11 protein-coding genes are annotated in these 16,376 nt (G+C 67.2%); 7 read left to right on the top strand and 4 right to left on the bottom strand.

All coding sequences use genetic code 11. The features are described 5' to 3' along the window. The first annotated feature begins 4 nt into the window (after window positions 1–4). Window positions 5–1,069: an A/G-specific adenine glycosylase gene (gene mutY, locus HZ989_RS12875; protein WP_209321202.1), complete on the top strand. Its 1,065-nt coding sequence runs from the start codon at window positions 5–7 to the stop codon at window positions 1,067–1,069. Between the two features lie 382 nt (window positions 1,070–1,451). Here the strand turns inward: mutY and HZ989_RS12870 are convergent, their stop codons facing one another. The 4 genes from HZ989_RS12870 to HZ989_RS12855 form a co-directional block, all read right to left on the bottom strand. Next, the gene (locus HZ989_RS12870) at window positions 1,452–3,599 is read right to left on the bottom strand and encodes an amylo-alpha-1,6-glucosidase (RefSeq protein WP_209321201.1); all 2,148 of its coding nucleotides are present in this window, start codon (window positions 3,597–3,599) and stop codon (window positions 1,452–1,454) included. A 78-nt stretch (window positions 3,600–3,677) separates the two neighbouring features. Then, the gene (locus HZ989_RS12865) at window positions 3,678–4,784 is read right to left on the bottom strand and encodes a glycosyltransferase family 4 protein (RefSeq protein WP_209323129.1); all 1,107 of its coding nucleotides are present in this window, start codon (window positions 4,782–4,784) and stop codon (window positions 3,678–3,680) included. 177 nt (window positions 4,785–4,961) lie between these two features. Continuing rightward, window positions 4,962–6,041, bottom strand: a complete 1,080-nt coding sequence (locus HZ989_RS12860; protein WP_209321200.1) for a site-specific DNA-methyltransferase — start codon at window positions 6,039–6,041, stop codon at window positions 4,962–4,964. Window positions 6,042–6,088: 47 nt separating this feature from the next. After that, the gene (locus HZ989_RS12855; protein WP_209321199.1) at window positions 6,089–6,562 is read right to left on the bottom strand and encodes a hypothetical protein; all 474 of its coding nucleotides are present in this window, start codon (window positions 6,560–6,562) and stop codon (window positions 6,089–6,091) included. Window positions 6,563–6,705: 143 nt separating this feature from the next. Between HZ989_RS12855 and murC the strand changes: the two genes are divergently transcribed. From murC to HZ989_RS12825, 6 genes are all read left to right on the top strand, one after another. Beyond that, window positions 6,706–8,139: a UDP-N-acetylmuramate--L-alanine ligase gene (gene murC, locus HZ989_RS12850; RefSeq protein ID WP_209321198.1), complete on the top strand. Its 1,434-nt coding sequence runs from the start codon at window positions 6,706–6,708 to the stop codon at window positions 8,137–8,139. Window positions 8,140–8,275: 136 nt separating this feature from the next. Then, window positions 8,276–9,187, top strand: a complete 912-nt coding sequence (murB, locus tag HZ989_RS12845) for a UDP-N-acetylmuramate dehydrogenase (RefSeq protein ID WP_209321197.1) — start codon at window positions 8,276–8,278, stop codon at window positions 9,185–9,187. Window positions 9,188–9,202: 15 nt separating this feature from the next. After that, window positions 9,203–10,141, top strand: a complete 939-nt coding sequence (locus tag HZ989_RS12840) for a D-alanine--D-alanine ligase (protein ID WP_209321196.1) — start codon at window positions 9,203–9,205, stop codon at window positions 10,139–10,141. Then, window positions 10,129–11,013 (top strand): cell division protein FtsQ/DivIB, encoded by an 885-nt coding sequence (locus tag HZ989_RS12835; protein WP_209321195.1) that lies wholly within the window; start codon window positions 10,129–10,131, stop codon window positions 11,011–11,013. The genes HZ989_RS12840 and HZ989_RS12835 overlap by 13 nt, the downstream gene beginning before the upstream one ends. 27 nt (window positions 11,014–11,040) lie before the next feature. After that, the gene (gene ftsA, locus HZ989_RS12830) at window positions 11,041–12,366 is read left to right on the top strand and encodes a cell division protein FtsA (protein ID WP_209321194.1); all 1,326 of its coding nucleotides are present in this window, start codon (window positions 11,041–11,043) and stop codon (window positions 12,364–12,366) included. Window positions 12,367–12,540: 174 nt separating this feature from the next. After that, window positions 12,541–16,329, top strand: a complete 3,789-nt coding sequence (locus HZ989_RS12825) for a TonB-dependent receptor domain-containing protein (protein WP_209321193.1) — start codon at window positions 12,541–12,543, stop codon at window positions 16,327–16,329. The last annotated feature ends 47 nt before the right edge of the window (window positions 16,330–16,376 follow it).

Below are 16,376 nucleotides of genomic sequence, written 5' to 3'. Positions count from 1 at the left end.
ATCGATGACCGCCGTCGCCTCACACACCGCCGAACTGCGTGCCGCCCTGCTGGACTGGTACGACAGCCATGCCCGCAGTCTGCCGTGGCGCGCCCCGCCGGGATCGGCCGAGCGCACCGACCCCTACCGCGTGTGGCTGTCGGAGGTCATGCTGCAACAGACCACCGTGCCCCACGCCACCCCCTATTTCGAGCGGTTCACCGCCCGCTGGCCGACGGTGAACGACCTGGCGGCGGCGGAGGACGGAGAGCTGATGGCCGCCTGGGCGGGGCTGGGCTACTACGCCCGGGCCCGCAACCTGCTGGCCTGCGCCCGGGCCGTGGCGAAGGATCACGGCGGGGTCTTTCCGGATACGGAGGCGGGCCTGCTGGCCCTGCCGGGGGTCGGGGCCTATACGGCCGCCGCCGTCGCCGCGATCGCCTTCGACCGTCCGGCGAACGTCGTGGACGGCAATGTGGAGCGGGTGGTGTCGCGCCTGTTCGCCGTCCAGACCGCACTGCCCGCCGCCCGGCCCGAGCTGAAGCGGCTGGCGGGGACGCTGGTCGCGGACGACCGCCACGGCGACTGGGCCCAGGCCCTGATGGATCTGGGCTCCACCATCTGCCGTCCGAAATCGCCCCTGTGCCTGATGTGCCCGATCAGCGGCTTCTGCGCCGCCCGGACCGGGGGCAAGCCGGATCGCTATCCGGTCAAGGCCGCGAAGGCCGCGCGGCCGCACCGTCAGGGCATCGCCTGGGTCCTGCGCGACGGTCAGGGGCGGGTGGCGCTGGTCCGGCGGCCGGACAAGGGCCTGCTGGGCGGCATGGTCGGTCTGCCCACCAGCGACTGGGGCGAGGGCGAACCCGACGCCACGCCACCGGTCGCCGCCGACTGGGCGGACGCCGGAGCCGTCGAGCACGTCTTCACCCATTTCTCGCTGACGCTTGCGGTGCGGGTGGCGACAGGGCAGGGCGACTTCCTTTGGACGCCCGAGGCCGAGGCCCTGGACGCTCTGCCGACCGTCTTCGCAAAGGCTCTGGACCGCGCCCTGGCGATGGCGGAAATTATTCCTATAGACGTCTTGCAATAGCCTCAGACAAGCCCCACGTCGACCATCCGGTCTTTGACAACCAGACGAAAGTCCAGCCAGCCGCCGGACGATGCGGACTCCCCGGACTCCCCGGACGGTGTTCTTGAGTCCGGCCAGCTTCGATCGACATTGAACCTTGTCATCCCGGAAATCGCGCCAGCGATTATCCGGGACGCAGGACGCCCTCCTTCGACCTCCCGGAAGACGCGAAGCGGCTGTCCGGGAGACGGTTCTGGCGAGGCAGGCTGTCTCCCGGACAATCGCTGGCGCGATTTCCGGGAGTTACGGTCTCACGGTTCAGCGTCCCGGCGCTTCGCTTCGCTCCGGCCGGGATGACAAGTCTCTGAAGGACTGGATGTTGATCTGCCTCAGATCCGGCGACCTACCGCGTCTGCACGATCCTGAGCTCGCCCACCCGGTTCCGTGGCATCACCACGACCTGATCACCCAGGCGCTGGAAGGCCAGGTCCACGCTGGCCTCTCCGACCTGCAGCCGGCTGACGGTCAGGCGTTCGATGCCGTCGGGCAGGGTCGGGGCATTGACGGTGATCGTCCGGGCGAAGGCGTCGATGGTGATCCCCAGCGCCGCCTGCAGCATCAGGAACACCGACCCCGCCGCCCAGGCCTGGGGCAGGCAGGCGACCGGATAGGCGATGGGGCCTTCCCCGGGCTGACGCTCGAAGCCGCAGAACAGTTCGGGCAGTCGCATGTTGAAGTGGCTGGCCGCGGCATAGATCTCGCCCAGGATCATGGCGACGGCGTCGCGTTCGCCGTAGTGCGCCATGCCCGCGACGCCCAGAGAGGTATCGTGGGGCCAGACCGAGCCGTTGTGATAGCTCATCGGATTGAACCGCGGCTGGCCCCGCGCCAGGGTCCGGATGCCCCAGCCCGACCGGAACTCCGCCCCTAGCAGACGCCGCGAAACGGCCCTCGCGCGGTCGGCAGTCGGCAGGCCGGTGAACAGCAGGTGCCCGGCGTTGGAGCCGATGGCCTCGCAGGGCTCGCCGTCGCCGTCCAGGGCGATGGCATAGAACTGCTGGTCCTCCATCCAGAACCGTTCCTCGACCCGCTGGCGGACCTCTTCGGCATGCAGGTGCCAGGCTTTGGCCCTGCCGTCGGTCAGGTGTTCGCCCAGCTCGGCCATCGCGTTCCAGGCGGCAAAGGCATAGCCCTGGACCTCCAGCAGGGCGACCGGTCCCCGGGGGAAGCGGCCGTCGGCGTGGAAGATGGAATCCTCGGAGTCCTTCCAGCCCTGGTTCGACAGACCGGTCTCGGCGGCGCGCTGATAGTCGATCAGACCGTCGCCATTGCTGTCTCCATAGTCCCGCATCCACCCGGTCGCGGCGACCAGATTGGGCCACAGCTGGCGGATCAGGTCGAGGTCGCCGGTCCGGCGGGCATAGGCTCCGGCCAGGGCGACGAACAGGCAGGTCGTGTCGACCCCGCCGTAGTAGAGGCCGAATGGCACCTCGTGCAGGGCGCTCATCTCGCCGCTCCGGGTCTCGTGCATGATCTTGCCGGGCTGGGCGTCCTGAAAGGCGGAGATTTCGGTCGCCTGACGCGCGGCCAGATAGGTCAGCACCCCCTTGGCCAGCGACGGATCCAGCCACAGCATCTGCCAGGCGCTGATGATCCCGTCGCGCCCGAACGGCGTCGAGAACCAGGGCGTCCCGGCATACGGATAGGGGCCGGTCGGCAGGTCGGTGGTCAAAAGGGCGATGTCGGCGCGCGACTGATCCAGCCAGGCATTGAAGCGCGGGCTGCGCGGCCCCCTCAGCGAGGCGCCCCGACGACGCCGACGGCGCATGGCGAGGCGGGCGGCCACGGAATTCTCTCGCCAGCGCGGCTGGTCGGGCGTCAAACAGGCGTCGGCACCGCACTCGATATAGAGGTCCAGCGACTTGCCCATCGGCAGGCTGAACATGAACTCGGCGCGGTGGGTGCTCAGGCGGGCAGGCGGCTCGGAGAAGGCTAGGCAGCTGGCGCGGACGACCGCGTCCAGGCCGGTGTAGCGGAAGGTGACGCGGCGGCCGTCGTTCGTCGGCGCATGGCCCGTGCCGCGCGTCTCACGCGGCGTGCCCCGCACCTGGAAGATGTCGGCGAAGTCGGCCCCGAAGTCGAAGGCCAGCGGCAGCAGGACGTCCTCGATCCCATGGTTGGCCATCCGGACCCGCTCGAACATCCGGCGATCCCAGACGAAGCGGCGACGCTCGATATGCAGCACCCCCGCCGGTGCCGAGCGTCCGCCCATCGGGGGCAGCGGCCGGTTGGTCGAATGGGCGGTGAAGAAGACATTGTCGCGCGAGACCCCGGAACTCAGCTTCGACGGCCGGGCCAGACCCATGGTCATGACGAAGCGCGACAGGATGCGGGTGTCGTGGTCGAACAGGCCGTCGGCCCCGCCCTTCAGATCGCCCCAGCTGTCGGCCACCAGAAAGGTGTCGGCATCCTTCAGCGCCTGGAGATTGTCCAGGCCGCCGACCTCGGCGCTCTCGGCCGCCGTCGTCTGAACCGAATAGCCGTCGTCCATGAAGCCTCGCCGGGGTTGCGTCTCACCAGCGGTCTGGCTGTCGAATGCGAAGGGGAAATGGCCCCGGCGGGGTTTGGTTCAGACGAGGGAGGCGAAGCTGCGGCCTTCGCGCCGCGGCATGGCGACATCGTTGACCGCCACCTCGGCATAGGGCCGCCTCTCCAGCATGTCGCCATAGACGTCCAGATAGCGGCGCGCCATGGCGGTGGCCGAGAAGCGCAGTTCGAAGCGGGCGCGGATCGCCTCCCGGTCCAGCAGGTGAGCGCGGTCGGCGGCGGCGATCGCCTGCTCCATGGTGTCGACCAGGAAGCCGGTCGCGCCATCCTCGATGACCTCGGTGGTCGAGCCGCACTTGAAGGCCACGACCGGTGTGCCGCAGGCCATGGCCTCGATCATCACCAGGCCGAAGGGCTCGGGCCAGTCGATCGGGAACAGCAGCGCCTCGGCCCCACCCAGGAAGGCGGACTTCTGATGGTCGCCGATCTCGCCGATGAACTCGATCAGCGGAGTGGCGTCGATCATGGGTTTGATCTTCGTCTCGAAATAGACGCGGTCGGCGGCGTCGACCTTGGCGGCCATCTTCAGACGCTTGCCCAGCCGGGTGGCGATCTCGATGGCGCGGTCGGGCCGCTTCTCGGGCGAGATGCGGCCGAGGAAGGCCAGGTAGCCGTCCGACTTCGGAGAGTGGATGTACTGCTCGGCGGGCATGCCGTGATGGACCGTCGCCTTCCAGTTGGCGAAGGGCAGGGGGCGGCGCTGATCGTCCGAGATCGAGATCAGGCCGAACTGGGGCCACCGCTCATAGACCTCGGTCAGGTCCTTCATGTCGAGCCGCCCGTGGAGGGTGGTGATGGTCTTGCCCGCCACCCGTTCGAAGAACGGGAAGTGGATCATGTCGGTGTGGAAATGGATCACGTCGAAGTCGTCGGCCCGGCGCAGGACTTCCGACAGCATCGACATGTGGGCAGCGAGGTCGGACTTGAACGGAGCCGGGTCCAGGCGGATCGCCTGATCCCGCACGGGAACCAGCCGCGCCTTCGTTCGCGCCTCGGCCGAAGCGAAGAGGGTCACGTCATGGCCGAGATCGACCAGGGCATCCGTCAGGTGAGCGACCACACGCTCGGTGCCGCCATACAGCTTTGGAGGGACGGCCTCGTAAAGCGGCGTGACCTGCGCGATCTTCATGATGTCGAACTCCAGCCCGCTGAACCGGACCGAAAACATCAATGTTACTGCAACGGCGAAGTTCCCGCCCGAACGCGGAATTTCAGCAAGGATTGCTGTGGTTTAGAACTGCCACAATGTCCGCAAACCGACATTGAGTTGATGAAGTCAATCAAATGAGCCGGTTAGCGTGTTCGCCTACTGCATTCCGGCCCGGACCTCGGCCCGCAGCGCGTCGATCGAGCGAAGGCCGGTGTCGGTGCGAAAGCGCCAGTAGGTCCAGCCGTTGCAGGCGGGCGCATTCTCGAACAGGGCGCCCAGCTTGTGGATCGAACCGCTCATCGCCCCCGACACGAGCGAGCCATCGGCGCGAACCCGGGCCTCGCGTTCGCCCCTGGGGCAATAGAGGACATCGCCCGGTGCCAGCAGGCCGGCCTCGACCAGAGCCCCGAACGGCACCTTCACCTCGGCGCGTTTGGACCCCATGACCATCAGATCCTCGGGCCTGGCCGGGATGACGGCCTTGATGCGGGTCTCGGCGACGTCGGCATAGCCCTCGTCGCGCTCGATGCCGATGTAGTGACGACCCAGCCGCCGGGCGGCGGCCCCCGTCGTGCCGGTGCCGAAGAAGGGGTCCAGGATCACGTCACCGGGCCGGGTGGCGGCCAGGATCACGCGGTGCAGCAGGGCCTCGGGCTTCTGGGTCGGATGGGCCTTCTTGCCGTCCTCGCCCTTGATCCGCTCCTCGCCGGTGCACAGGGCGAAGGTCCAGTCCGAGCGCATCTGGGTGTCTTCGTTGAAGGCCTTCAGCGCATCGTAGTTGAAGGTGTAGCGCTTCTGGTCCCGCGACTTGGCGGCCCAGATCAGGGTTTCGTGGGCATTGGTGAAGCGCGTGCCCTTGAAGTTCGGCATCGGGTTCGACTTGCGCCAGACGATGTCGTTCAGCACCCAGTAGCCGATGTCCTGGATGGCCGTGCCCAGCCGGAAGATGTTGTGGTAGCTGCCGATCACCCAGAGCGAGCCCTCATCCTTGAGCACCCGACGGCATTCCTTCAGCCAGTCGCGGCAGAAGGCGTCATAGGCGGCGAAGCTGTCGAACTTGTCCCAGTCGTCGTCGACCGCATCGACCCGGGAGTTATCGGGCCGCAGCAGGTCGCCGCCCAGCTGCAGATTATAGGGCGGGTCGGCGAAGACCATGTCGACCGACCTGTCGGGCAGGCCGCGCAGGATCTCGAGGCAGTCGCCCCGATGGATGATGTCGGTCTTCAGTTCGGTCACGAAGGCGGCCCCGCAAAGCTTGAGGCCTGAAGCGTGAGTCCTCCTGGTTAAGGCCGGGTAACCGCAGGCGCGTTTCGGTTGTCCATCGCCGCACGCGCCGCGACCTGATCGGGAAAGACGGCTCCGTCGGAGTTGGATTCCGGCTCGCAGATGACCTGCCAGGCACCGTCCACCAGAGTGCCGGCCGTGATCGGGGCGGGCTCTTCATACAGGGGCGTCTGTGAGACGAAGGCTCCGTCTCGATAGGCCTCGAGCACCAGGGCGCGACGCGTGTGGGCGGCGCAATCATAGATGATGCTCGTCGCCACGGTGTCGATCGCTCCATCTTCGGAGTCGACCGCCTCATCGAGGAAACTCCATTCCCAGACGAAGGGATCGGCGCTGACGCCCTGGACCATGACCACCCGCGTCTGGCCCACGGCCGCGATCCGGAGCTCGCCCGTCGCCTTGAGGGCGTCCTGGGCATGGGCGGGAGAGAGGCTGGCGGCCGTCAGGGCAACGGCGAGGGCGGCGATGCGCATGGTCTGTATCCGTCTATTCACTGGTCGCGGTTCCCTTATCCCGATCAGGGTCGCGCCCGTCGAGAGCGAAAGAAGGCGGACGAAATCGCAGACCTGAAACAGTCGCTCGTGCAAATCGAAATCGTCATGGCTATGACACAGGGATGATCGCTCGCCTTCGCCCCGTTCCGTTCGACCTCGGTCCCGTCCATTTCGTCGGCATCGGCGGCATCGGCATGAGCGGCATTGCCGAGATCATGCTCAAGATCGGCTATTCGGTTCAGGGGTCGGACGCGAAATCCTCGGCCAATACCGAGCGGCTGGCGGGGCTGGGAGCCAGGATCTTCATCGGCCACGACGCCGCACATGTGGGCGAGGGCGTTTCGGCGGTCGTCTATTCCACGGCGGTCAAGGCCACCAACCCGGAGATGATGGTGGCGCGCGAGCGGCGCATCCCCTTGGTGCGGCGTGCCGAGATGCTGGCCGAGCTGATGCGGCTGCAGTTCTCGATCGCGGTGGGGGGCACGCACGGCAAGACCACGACGACCTCTATGGTGGCGGCCCTCCTGGACGCGGCCGGGTTCGATCCCACGGTGGTCAACGGCGGCATCATCAATGCCTATGGCACCAACGCGAAAGTGGGCGACGGCGACTGGATCGTGGTCGAGGCCGACGAGAGCGACGGCAGCTTCCTGCGGTTGAAGTCGACGGTCGCCATCGTCACCAACATCGATCCGGAGCATCTGGATCACTACGGCGACTTCGACGCCGTGCGTAAGGCCTTCATCGATTTCGTCGAGAACATCCCCTTCTATGGCTTCGCTGCGGTCTGTCTGGACCATCCGGAGGTGCAGCGGCTGGTGGCCCAGATCGATAACCGGCGCATCGTCACCTATGGCATGAACCCCCAGGCCATGGTGCGGGCCGACAAGGTCGAGATGGCCCCGGACGGAGCCCGGTTCGACGTCCTGATCCAGGGACGCGGTGCCGCCGCGCTGGAGGAGCCTGTGCGGATCCCCGATCTGCACCTGCCGATGGCCGGCTGGCACAATGTGGCCAACGCCCTGGCCGCCATCGCCGTGGCGCGCGAGCTGGATGTGTCGGACGACGCGATCCGCGCCGGGCTGGCCTCGTTCGCGGGGGTGAAGCGGCGGTTTACGACGACCGGCGTCGTCAACGGCGTGCGGATCGTCGACGACTACGGCCACCATCCGGTCGAGATCGCGGCCGTACTGAAGGCCGCGCGTCAGGTGGCCGAGGGGCGTGTCATCGCCGTGGTCCAGCCGCACCGCTTCACCCGGCTGCGCGACCTGATGGACGAGTTCTCGACCAGTTTCTCCGACGCCGACAGCGTGATCGTCGCCGACGTCTATGCGGCGGGAGAGGCGGCGATCGAGGGCGTGGACAAGCAGGCCCTGGTCGACGGCATCCGCCGCTATGGCCACCTGCGGGTTTCGGCGCTTGAGAATGCCGCCGTGCTGCCCCGCGTGATTGCCGAGGAGGCGAAGCCGGGGGACGTGGTCGTGCTGCTGGGAGCGGGCGACATCACGGCGTGGGCCTATGCGCTACCGGCGCAGCTGGAGGCGCTGGCCACATAACTCCCGCTCATCCCCGCGAAAGCGGGGACCCAGTTCTTGCGTGACACGCTGCGTTGGACAAGCAGAGCGAGACACTCATAAAGCCGTCATCCAAAGCACTGGGTCCCCGCTTTCGCGGGGATGAGCGGATTAGAATATGACCTGGCGTAACACCCTCCCTGCCGTCCGCGGCAAGCTAATGAGCGACGAGCCATTGGCCCCCTTCACCTGGTTCCGGGTCGGAGGGGCGGCGGATGTGCTGTTCCTCCCCGCCGACGCCGACGATCTGGCCGACTTCCTGAAGGCGCTGGACCCGGCCGTGCCGGTGACGATCCTGGGCGTCGGGTCGAACGTCATTGTGCGCGACGGCGGGGTCGAGGGGGTGGTGATCCGGCTGGCCGGGCGGGCCTTCGCCGGCATCGCGACCGACGGCGACACCATCACCGCCGGCGCGGGCGCGCTGGACGCGATGGTCGCCAGGGCCTCGGCAAAAGCCGGGCTGGCGGGGCTGGAGTTCTATGCGGGCATCCCCGGCACGATCGGCGGGGCCCTGACGATGAACGCCGGCTGCTATGGCGCGGAGACGAAAGACGTTCTGGTCTCGGCCTGGGGGCTGACGCGGGCGGGCGAGCGGGTGGATTATGCTCTGGCCGACTTCGGCTACACCTATCGGCACTCACAGGCCCCGGCCGACATCCTGTGGATTGAGGCCGTCTATCGCGGGACGCCGGACGACCCGGAGGCCGTTGCCGCCCGCATCGCCGGGATCACGGAGCGGCGCGAGACGACCCAGCCGATCCGCGAGAAGACCGGCGGCTCCACCTTCAAGAACCCGCCGGGCCATTCCTCATGGAAGCTGGTCGACGCGGCGGGCTGGCGCGGCAAGCTGAACGCCGTCACCGGCGGCGGGGCGATGTTCAGCGACCTGCATTCCAACTTCATGATCAATCCGGGCGAGGCGACTGCCGCCGATATCGAGGGATTGGGAGAAACCGTCCGCGCCGACGTACAAAGTAAACTCGGCGTAAACCTTGAATGGGAGATCAAGAGGATCGGCCGCCCCCTGTAACCGCGCAGAACGCACATGACCCGCCCGCTTTCAGAGCTGCACGTCGCCGTCCTGATGGGCGGACTGTCCTCGGAACGGGACGTGTCACTGTCGTCGGGCAAGGGATGCGCCGATGCGCTGGAGGCCCAGGGTGCGCGCGTGACCCGGGTCGATGCCGGACGCGACCTGGCCCAGGTGCTGGCCGCTCTGAAGCCCGACGTCGTCCTGAACGCCCTGCACGGCGAATGGGGCGAGGACGGTTGCGTCCAGGGCATCCTGGAGACGCTGCAGATTCCCTATACCCACTCCGGCGTCCTGGCCTCGGCCCTGACGATGGACAAGGACAAGACCAAGGCCGTGCTGGGCGCGTCGGGCGTCAGGGTGCCGGGCGGCGGTCTGTTCGATCGACACGAGGTCGCCCGTCGCCACGTCATCGAGCCGCCTTACATCATCAAGCCGAACGCCGAGGGGTCTTCAGTCGGCGTCTATCTGGTCCTGGCCGGGGCCAACGGGCCTCAGACGGACGTCGGGGCCGACGACTGGACCTATGGCGACCGGGTCATGGTCGAGCCCTATATCCCCGGCAAGGAACTGGCGGTCGCCGTGATCGGCGAGGCACGCGGGCCGCGCGCCCTGACCGTGACCGACATCACCCCGGTGAAGGGCTTCTATGATTACGAGGCCAAATACGCGCCGGGTGGATCTGTCCACAAGTTGCCGGCTGACCTGCCACCCCATGTTTTCCACGCCGCCATCCGGGAATCCGAGCTGGCGCACTCCGCCCTGGGGTGCCGGGGCGTGTCTCGATCCGACTTTCGTTATGACGATGTTAAGGACGAGCTCGTCTTGCTGGAGGTCAATACCCAGCCTGGCATGACCCCGACCTCTCTGGTGCCAGAGCAGGCCGCCTATTGCGGGATGTCGTATCAGGATCTGGTCCGGTGGATGGTGGAGGACGCCTCATGCCCGCGGTAGTTCGCGGCGGTCGGCGCGCGAATGTCGCGTCGGCTCCCAAACGCAGCGCGGGGCCGAAAGGGCAGGGGCGTGGCCGTGGGCGCGCCCCGCATGCGGCGGGCGGCGTGCCGGGCAAGATGGCGGCCCTGGGCCGGCTGGACCTGACACCACGTGCGGTGGTGCTCTCGATCTGCGCCGGTGTGGCGGTCCTCGTTCTGGTGCTGGCGACCGGCGCGCGCGCCGAGCGGATCGGACAGTCGCTCAGCCACGGCATCGACGGCATCACGACCGGCATGGGGCTGAAGCTGAACCGGGTCCGTATCAACGGGGCGTCGGCCGAGGCGACGCCGGCGATCCGGCGGGCCCTGGCGGTCCGGGCCGGACAGCCGATCACGACGCTCGATCTCGACGCGTTGAAGGCCAGCGTCGAACGGGTCGGCTGGGTGAAGTCGGTGCGGATTGTTCGCCTGCTGCCCGACACCCTGATCGTCGATGTGGTCGAGCACGACCGGCTGGCCGTCTGGCAGACGGGCGGGCGGGTGCTCGTCATCGACGGCGAAGGCAAGGCGATCCCGGGCGCGGACGCCGGGCTCTATCCCAACCTGCCGCTGGTGGTCGGCACCGGGGCCGATGCGGCGGCCGGGGCGATCCTGCCGCTGCTGGCCGAACGGCCGCGGCTGATGAGCCGGATCGATGCCCTGGTGCGGGTGGACCAGCGGCGCTGGGACCTGCGGCTGAAGGACGGTAGTCTGATCCAGCTGCCCGCCACGAAACAGGAAGCCGCCCTGATCCAGCTGGACGCGATGGACCAGCGCGACCGGCTGCTGGAACTCGGATTTTCGCGCATCGACCTGCGCACGGAGGGCCAGGTCGCGGTGCGGCCGGGCGCTTGACGACAGTAGCCCAGGGAGCGGCATGCCATGGCGAACAGGAAGGGTGATCCCTCGGTCGAAGCGGGGCGGACGGCGGCGCGTGTACCCGTCGTGGCTGCGTTGGACCTGGGCCAGTCCAAGGTCGCCTGCTTCATCATGAAGCCCGACGGCGTCCGCCACGCCGACCGCACCGTCCGCGTGGCGGGCGCCAGCCATGTCCAGTCCAAGGGCGTGCGCGGCGGCGCCATCGTCAACATGGACGAGGCGGCCCAGGCCATCGGCCATGCCGTCGAGCGGGCCGAGCGCACCGCGGGCGCGCCCGTCTCCGGCGTCATCGTCACCACCGCCATCGGCCAGATGTCCAGCCACCGGGTGCAGGCGCGCGTCTCGCTGGGGGCCAACCCCGTGGGCGACGCCGACCTGGCCCGGGCCATCGGCATGGCTCTGGCGCAGATCCGCCTGCCCAACCGCCGCCCGATCCATGTCCTGCCCATCGCCTGGTCGGTGGACGGGGCCAGGGGGGTGCACGATCCGCGGTCGATGCGCGGCGGCTCGCTGGGGCTGGACCTGCTGGTGGTGTCGATGGCCGAGGGCGCGTTCGCCTCGCTGAGTCACTGCCTGGAACTGGCGCATCTGGATCTTCAGGGCGTGGCGGCGGCACCGGTGGTGTCGTCCCTTGCAGCGCTGGAAGAGGACGAAATGGACCTCGGCTGCGTCTGCATCGACATGGGCGGGGGATCGACGTCCGCCGCCGTCTGGGGCGGGCGCTCGCTCCTGCATATCGAGTCGCTGAACGTCGGCGGCGACCATGTGACGGCCGACATCGCCCGCGGCCTGTCGACCTCAAAGAGCGGGGCCGAGCGGCTGAAGACCCTGCACGGCTCGGCCATGGCTGGGGCCCATGAGGATCGCGAGATGCTGGAGGCGCCGCCGCGCGGGGAAGATGCGTCCGCCGGACCGGTGATCGTTCCCCGCGCCATGCTGAAGACCGTCATCGCCCCGCGCGTGGAGGAAACGCTGGAGCTGCTGCGCGACCGGTTGCGGAACGCCGGCGTCGGTATGGATCCGGGGGCCGGCCTGGTCCTGACCGGCGGTGCCAGCCAGCTGAACGGCGTGCGGGAACTGGCCGTGCGCGTGTTCGATCGGCCCGTCCGCCTCGGCCGTCCGCAGCGTACGCCTCATCTGGCGGATGCCGCGTCCGGCCCCGCCTTCTGCTCGGCGTCCGGAGTCTTGCTTCGTGCGGCCTATGGCCCGCGCGAGGCCGTGTCCGCGCGACGTCTGATGTCCCGCCAGATCACGGCCGCCGACGCGCCTCGCGTCCACCAGGGCAATCTGATCCGCCGTGCCGCAGGCTGGCTGAAGGATAACCTGTAGAGCGCCGTTCGCGCGTAACGCGACTGTGTCTCGAGTGTAACAAAACTGCGTTCACGTTGCCGCAGGCCCGCCTCAATGGTTGCGACGTGACGGAATGTTGTTAGGAATGCGACGATCTGTGACGACTCCGTCCCTGGGGTGCGTCGCCAAATTTTCCTCCACGGGGCGATGTTTATGATTTCCAAGCGCAAGTATCTTTTTGGCACGACCGTACTGGCCGGCATCCTGTCGATCGCCGCACCATCCTTCGCCCAGACCGCTCCGGCCGCGCCGCAGGACGACGAAGATGAAGTCGAAGAGGTCGTTGTCACCGGTTCGCGCATCGCCCGTCCCGAAACCAGCGGAACCATCCCCGGCGTGTCGGTCGGCGAGAAGGACATCGAAGAGCGTCTGTTCACCAACGCCGGCGACATCCTGAACGACGTGCCGCTGGTCGGCGCGGGGGCAAGCCTCGGCGGCACCAACGGTGGCCAGACGGCCTCGCTCGGAGTCACCTATATCGACCTTCTGAACCTCGGCACCGCGCGCACCCTGACCCTGGTCAACGGCCGCCGCTTCGTGTCCAACAACTCGGCCACCATCTTCGTGGCCGGCAACGAGACGGGCTCGCAGGTCGATGCCTCGACGATTCCGGTCGCCCTGATCGACCGCGTCGACATCCTGACCGTCGGTGGTGCCGCCGCCTACGGCGCGGACGCGGTGTCCGGCGTCGTCAACTACGTGCTGAGGGACGATTACGAAGGTGCCGAGGTCACCATCATCGGTGGTGAGGCCTCCAACAACCGCGACGCCGGCCGCTATTCGATCAACGGTGTCTGGGGTGACAACTTCCTGGACGGTCGCCTGAACCTCGCCGTGTCGGGCGAATACTCCTACATCGACGACCTGCGCGCCATCGACCGCGAAGTCCGCGCCAACAACCCCGGCCTGACCGGCAATCCGCTGAACGGCGCGCAACGCAACCCGCTGTTCGTGCCCGGCGGTACCGCAACCGTGTTCCTGTCATCGGTCGCCGATGGCATCCTGCCTTCCGTCTTCCGCCCCAACCTGCGCACTACGACGCTGACCAAGGGCGGCCTGATCTTCAACGTCACCCAGTCGAACGGCACCGCCGAAAATCCGGTTATCGCCAGCTTCGTCCCGGGCAGCGCGGCCATCCCGGTCAGCACGGCCTTCTTCCAGCCCGGCAATTCGTTCAAGTTCCCCGGCTTTGCGCAGATCTCGCCCTTCCCGTGGTCGACTGCCAACCTCACCACCCTGCAGCTGGTCCCGAACACCCCGTTCGGTGCCTGTATCACAACCGCGACCGACGTCTGCGCCTTTGCGCCCGGGTCCCTGACGGCCGCCCAGGTGACCGCCGCGCGGGCCCGCTATGGCCTGCCGGCGACCTATACGACGGCTCAGGTTCTGGCGGTTGTTCAGGCCAACCGCCCGACCGCGCGCGAATACTATGCGGCCAATCCGTCGACGAACGTCAACGACTTCATCGGCACCTTCGTCCCCGGCGTGCCGGACATCGCCAACCCGAGCGGTAACTCGGCCCTCCTGCCCCGTCGCGCGGTTCCGATCCGGTTCGACCGCAACGGCAACATCGAAACCTACAACCTGGCCGGCGAACTGGCGACCAACCCGGGCGCTCCGGGCACCAATACGACCCAGGCCGGCAGCGACGGTCAGAACCGCACCGACGCCACGGTCCTGCGCGTCAAGCAGGAACGCTACGTCGCCAATGTGATCGCCAACTATCAGATCACCGACAGCCTGCGTTTCTACACCGAGAACCTGTATTCGGACGTCACGGTCCGGAACCCGATCTCGACCGGTGGCCTGGCCAACTCGGCCAGCTCGAGCACGCCGGAAAACGCGGGCCTGCTCGTCAATGTCAATCATCCGTTCCTGACCGACGCCAACCGCACGACTCTGGCCAACGCCGGGATCACCACCAACTTCATCCTGTCGCGGAACAACGAGGACGTGGTCAACGACCTGTCCCAGCAATCGACCAACGAGACGTTCCGCAGCGTCAACGGCATCAGCGGCGACTTCAGCCTGCTGGGTCGCGATTTCGGCTTCGATATTTCCCACACCTACGGCCAGGCCAAGACCCACGTCGAGTTCAGCGCCCTCAACGATGTGGCCTATGCCATGGCGATCGATGCCGTTCAGGTCGGCTCCAACGTGGTTTGCCGCGCCAAGCGCGACGGCCTCGCCGGCTACCTTGCCAGCTACGGCGGAAATAACACGACCGGCTACATCCCGGGCTCGATCCAGCAACCGATCTCCACGATCGGACCTGACGGCATCCGCACGCAATCGCTGTTCGCCCCGACGATCACCCAGGCCATGGTGGATGCCTGCCAGCCGTTGAACGTCTTCGGCGAAGGCCGTGCGTCGCAAGCCGCCAAGGACTTCGTGTCGGTTCGGGAAACCTTCGACAACGAGTCGACCCAGAACTTCACCCAGGCGACGGTGACGGGCTCGGTGTTCGACCTGCCGGCTGGCCCGCTGCAGTTCGCCGTCACCGGCGAATACCGCAAGGAAGAGCTGAGCTACTTCCCGTCGTCGATCACGGGCCTGGGCCGCACGCGTTCGGCACCTTCGGCCACCACCAATGCAGAGACGACGACCACGGAGTATGGTCTGGAACTGCGCATCCCGCTGCTCGGCGAAGGGTTCAATATCCCGTTCGTCAAGTCTCTCGAGCTGAACCCCGCGATCCGTTACACGGAACAGGAAGGTGAGGCCGAGCGTTACCGCAACCTCAGCGGCACAGTGGTGACGCCGAGCTATGACGGCGATCGTGAGGAAATCTACACCATCGCCGGCACCTGGGAAGTCAATGATCAGCTGCTGCTCCGCGGGAACATCTCCAAGTCGGTCCGCAATCCGTCGATGGTGGAACTGTTCCTGGGCAACCAGGCATTCTTCACCTCGTCGGGCGACGTCTGCTCGTCGGCCAACATCGCGTCTGCCTCGGCTCCCGCCACGCGCCGCCCCAACTGTATCGCTGAAGTCCGACGTGTGGCCGCCCAGTTCGGCGGTTCGCTGCTCGGGTCCGATGGCGTGCTTCGCGCGATCACGGACGATGCGTCGGCGCTGGCCTTCATCACGGGCACGGGCGGATATGTTCCGACCGGTGCCAGCTTCACCGGCGTGATCTCCGGCCGCCAGACCCTGGTCCCGGAAAAGGGTGACTCCTTCACCTTCGGCTTCGTGGCGCGCCCTGCATTCGTGCCGAACCTGATCGTCGCCGCGGACTATCTGGAAATCACGGTCACCGACGCCCTGGGACCGCTGCTGGCCGGCAGTGCCGCGACGTTCTGCTACGACAGCCCGAAGTATCCGGACAACACCTCGGAAATCGGCGTGAACAGCTGCGCGGGCATCCGTCGCGACAACACGTTCAACTACACCAACGGCTTCGAACTGCCCTTCTTCAACCTGGGCGGAACGCGGGTGAAGGCGATCAACGCGAACCTGAGCTATTCGATGGATCTGTCGGAGGTCTTCTCGACCGACTACGATCTGGGTGACTTCAGCTTCCGGACCAACGTCTACTACCTGATGGAGTACACCACGTCCTCCAGCGGCGACTTCCTGCCCACGGACATCACGGCCAACGAAAACACGCTGGCTAACCCGTCCTGGAAGACGCAGATGACCTTCCTGTACAACCGTGGCCCGCTCAGCGCGCGCTGGACCACGAACTTCCAGGACTCGGCCATCGTGTTCGGCGGCCCGACCGCTCAGGCGACGCTCGAGCAGTTCAACGTCATCCGCTACGACTCCTATGCCCTGCACAACCTGTCGCTGGGCTACGACATCACGGACGACATCACGGCCCGCGTTGCGATCGACAACGTGTTCGACCAGCAGGAGCTGGGCGAGAACGGCCTGTACAACGGTGTCTACGTCGACACCCTGGGTCGCCGCTGGACGGCGTCGCTGAGCTACACCTTCTAAGGCCGGCTCCGCCTCAGGTCGGTTCCAGACATCGGGGCCGGGCGAGC

Source organism: Brevundimonas sp. AJA228-03, assembly GCF_017795885.1.
Classification (GTDB): domain Bacteria; phylum Pseudomonadota; class Alphaproteobacteria; order Caulobacterales; family Caulobacteraceae; genus Brevundimonas.
Note: the sequence above shows the minus strand (reverse complement) of the source record. Positions and strands in the feature narration are given on the sequence as shown.

Bases quoted from the DNA above. Each gene is read 5' to 3' on its own strand.
- mutY (WP_209321202.1), top strand. From the start codon at position 5: ATGACCGCCGTCGCCTCACACACCGCCGAACTGCGTGCCGCCCTGCTG.
- HZ989_RS12870 (WP_209321201.1), bottom strand. From the start codon at position 3,599: ATGGACGACGGCTATTCGGTTCAGACGACGGCGGCCGAGAGCGCCGAG.
- HZ989_RS12865 (WP_209323129.1), bottom strand. From the start codon at position 4,784: ATGAAGATCGCGCAGGTCACGCCGCTTTACGAGGCCGTCCCTCCAAAG.
- HZ989_RS12855 (WP_209321199.1), bottom strand. From the start codon at position 6,562: ATGCGCATCGCCGCCCTCGCCGTTGCCCTGACGGCCGCCAGCCTCTCT.
- murC (WP_209321198.1), top strand. From the start codon at position 6,706: ATGATCGCTCGCCTTCGCCCCGTTCCGTTCGACCTCGGTCCCGTCCAT.
- murB (WP_209321197.1), top strand. From the start codon at position 8,276: ATGACCTGGCGTAACACCCTCCCTGCCGTCCGCGGCAAGCTAATGAGC.
- HZ989_RS12840 (WP_209321196.1), top strand. From the start codon at position 9,203: ATGACCCGCCCGCTTTCAGAGCTGCACGTCGCCGTCCTGATGGGCGGA.
- HZ989_RS12835 (WP_209321195.1), top strand. From the start codon at position 10,129: ATGCCCGCGGTAGTTCGCGGCGGTCGGCGCGCGAATGTCGCGTCGGCT.
- ftsA (WP_209321194.1), top strand. From the start codon at position 11,041: ATGGCGAACAGGAAGGGTGATCCCTCGGTCGAAGCGGGGCGGACGGCG.
- HZ989_RS12825 (WP_209321193.1), top strand. From the start codon at position 12,541: ATGATTTCCAAGCGCAAGTATCTTTTTGGCACGACCGTACTGGCCGGC.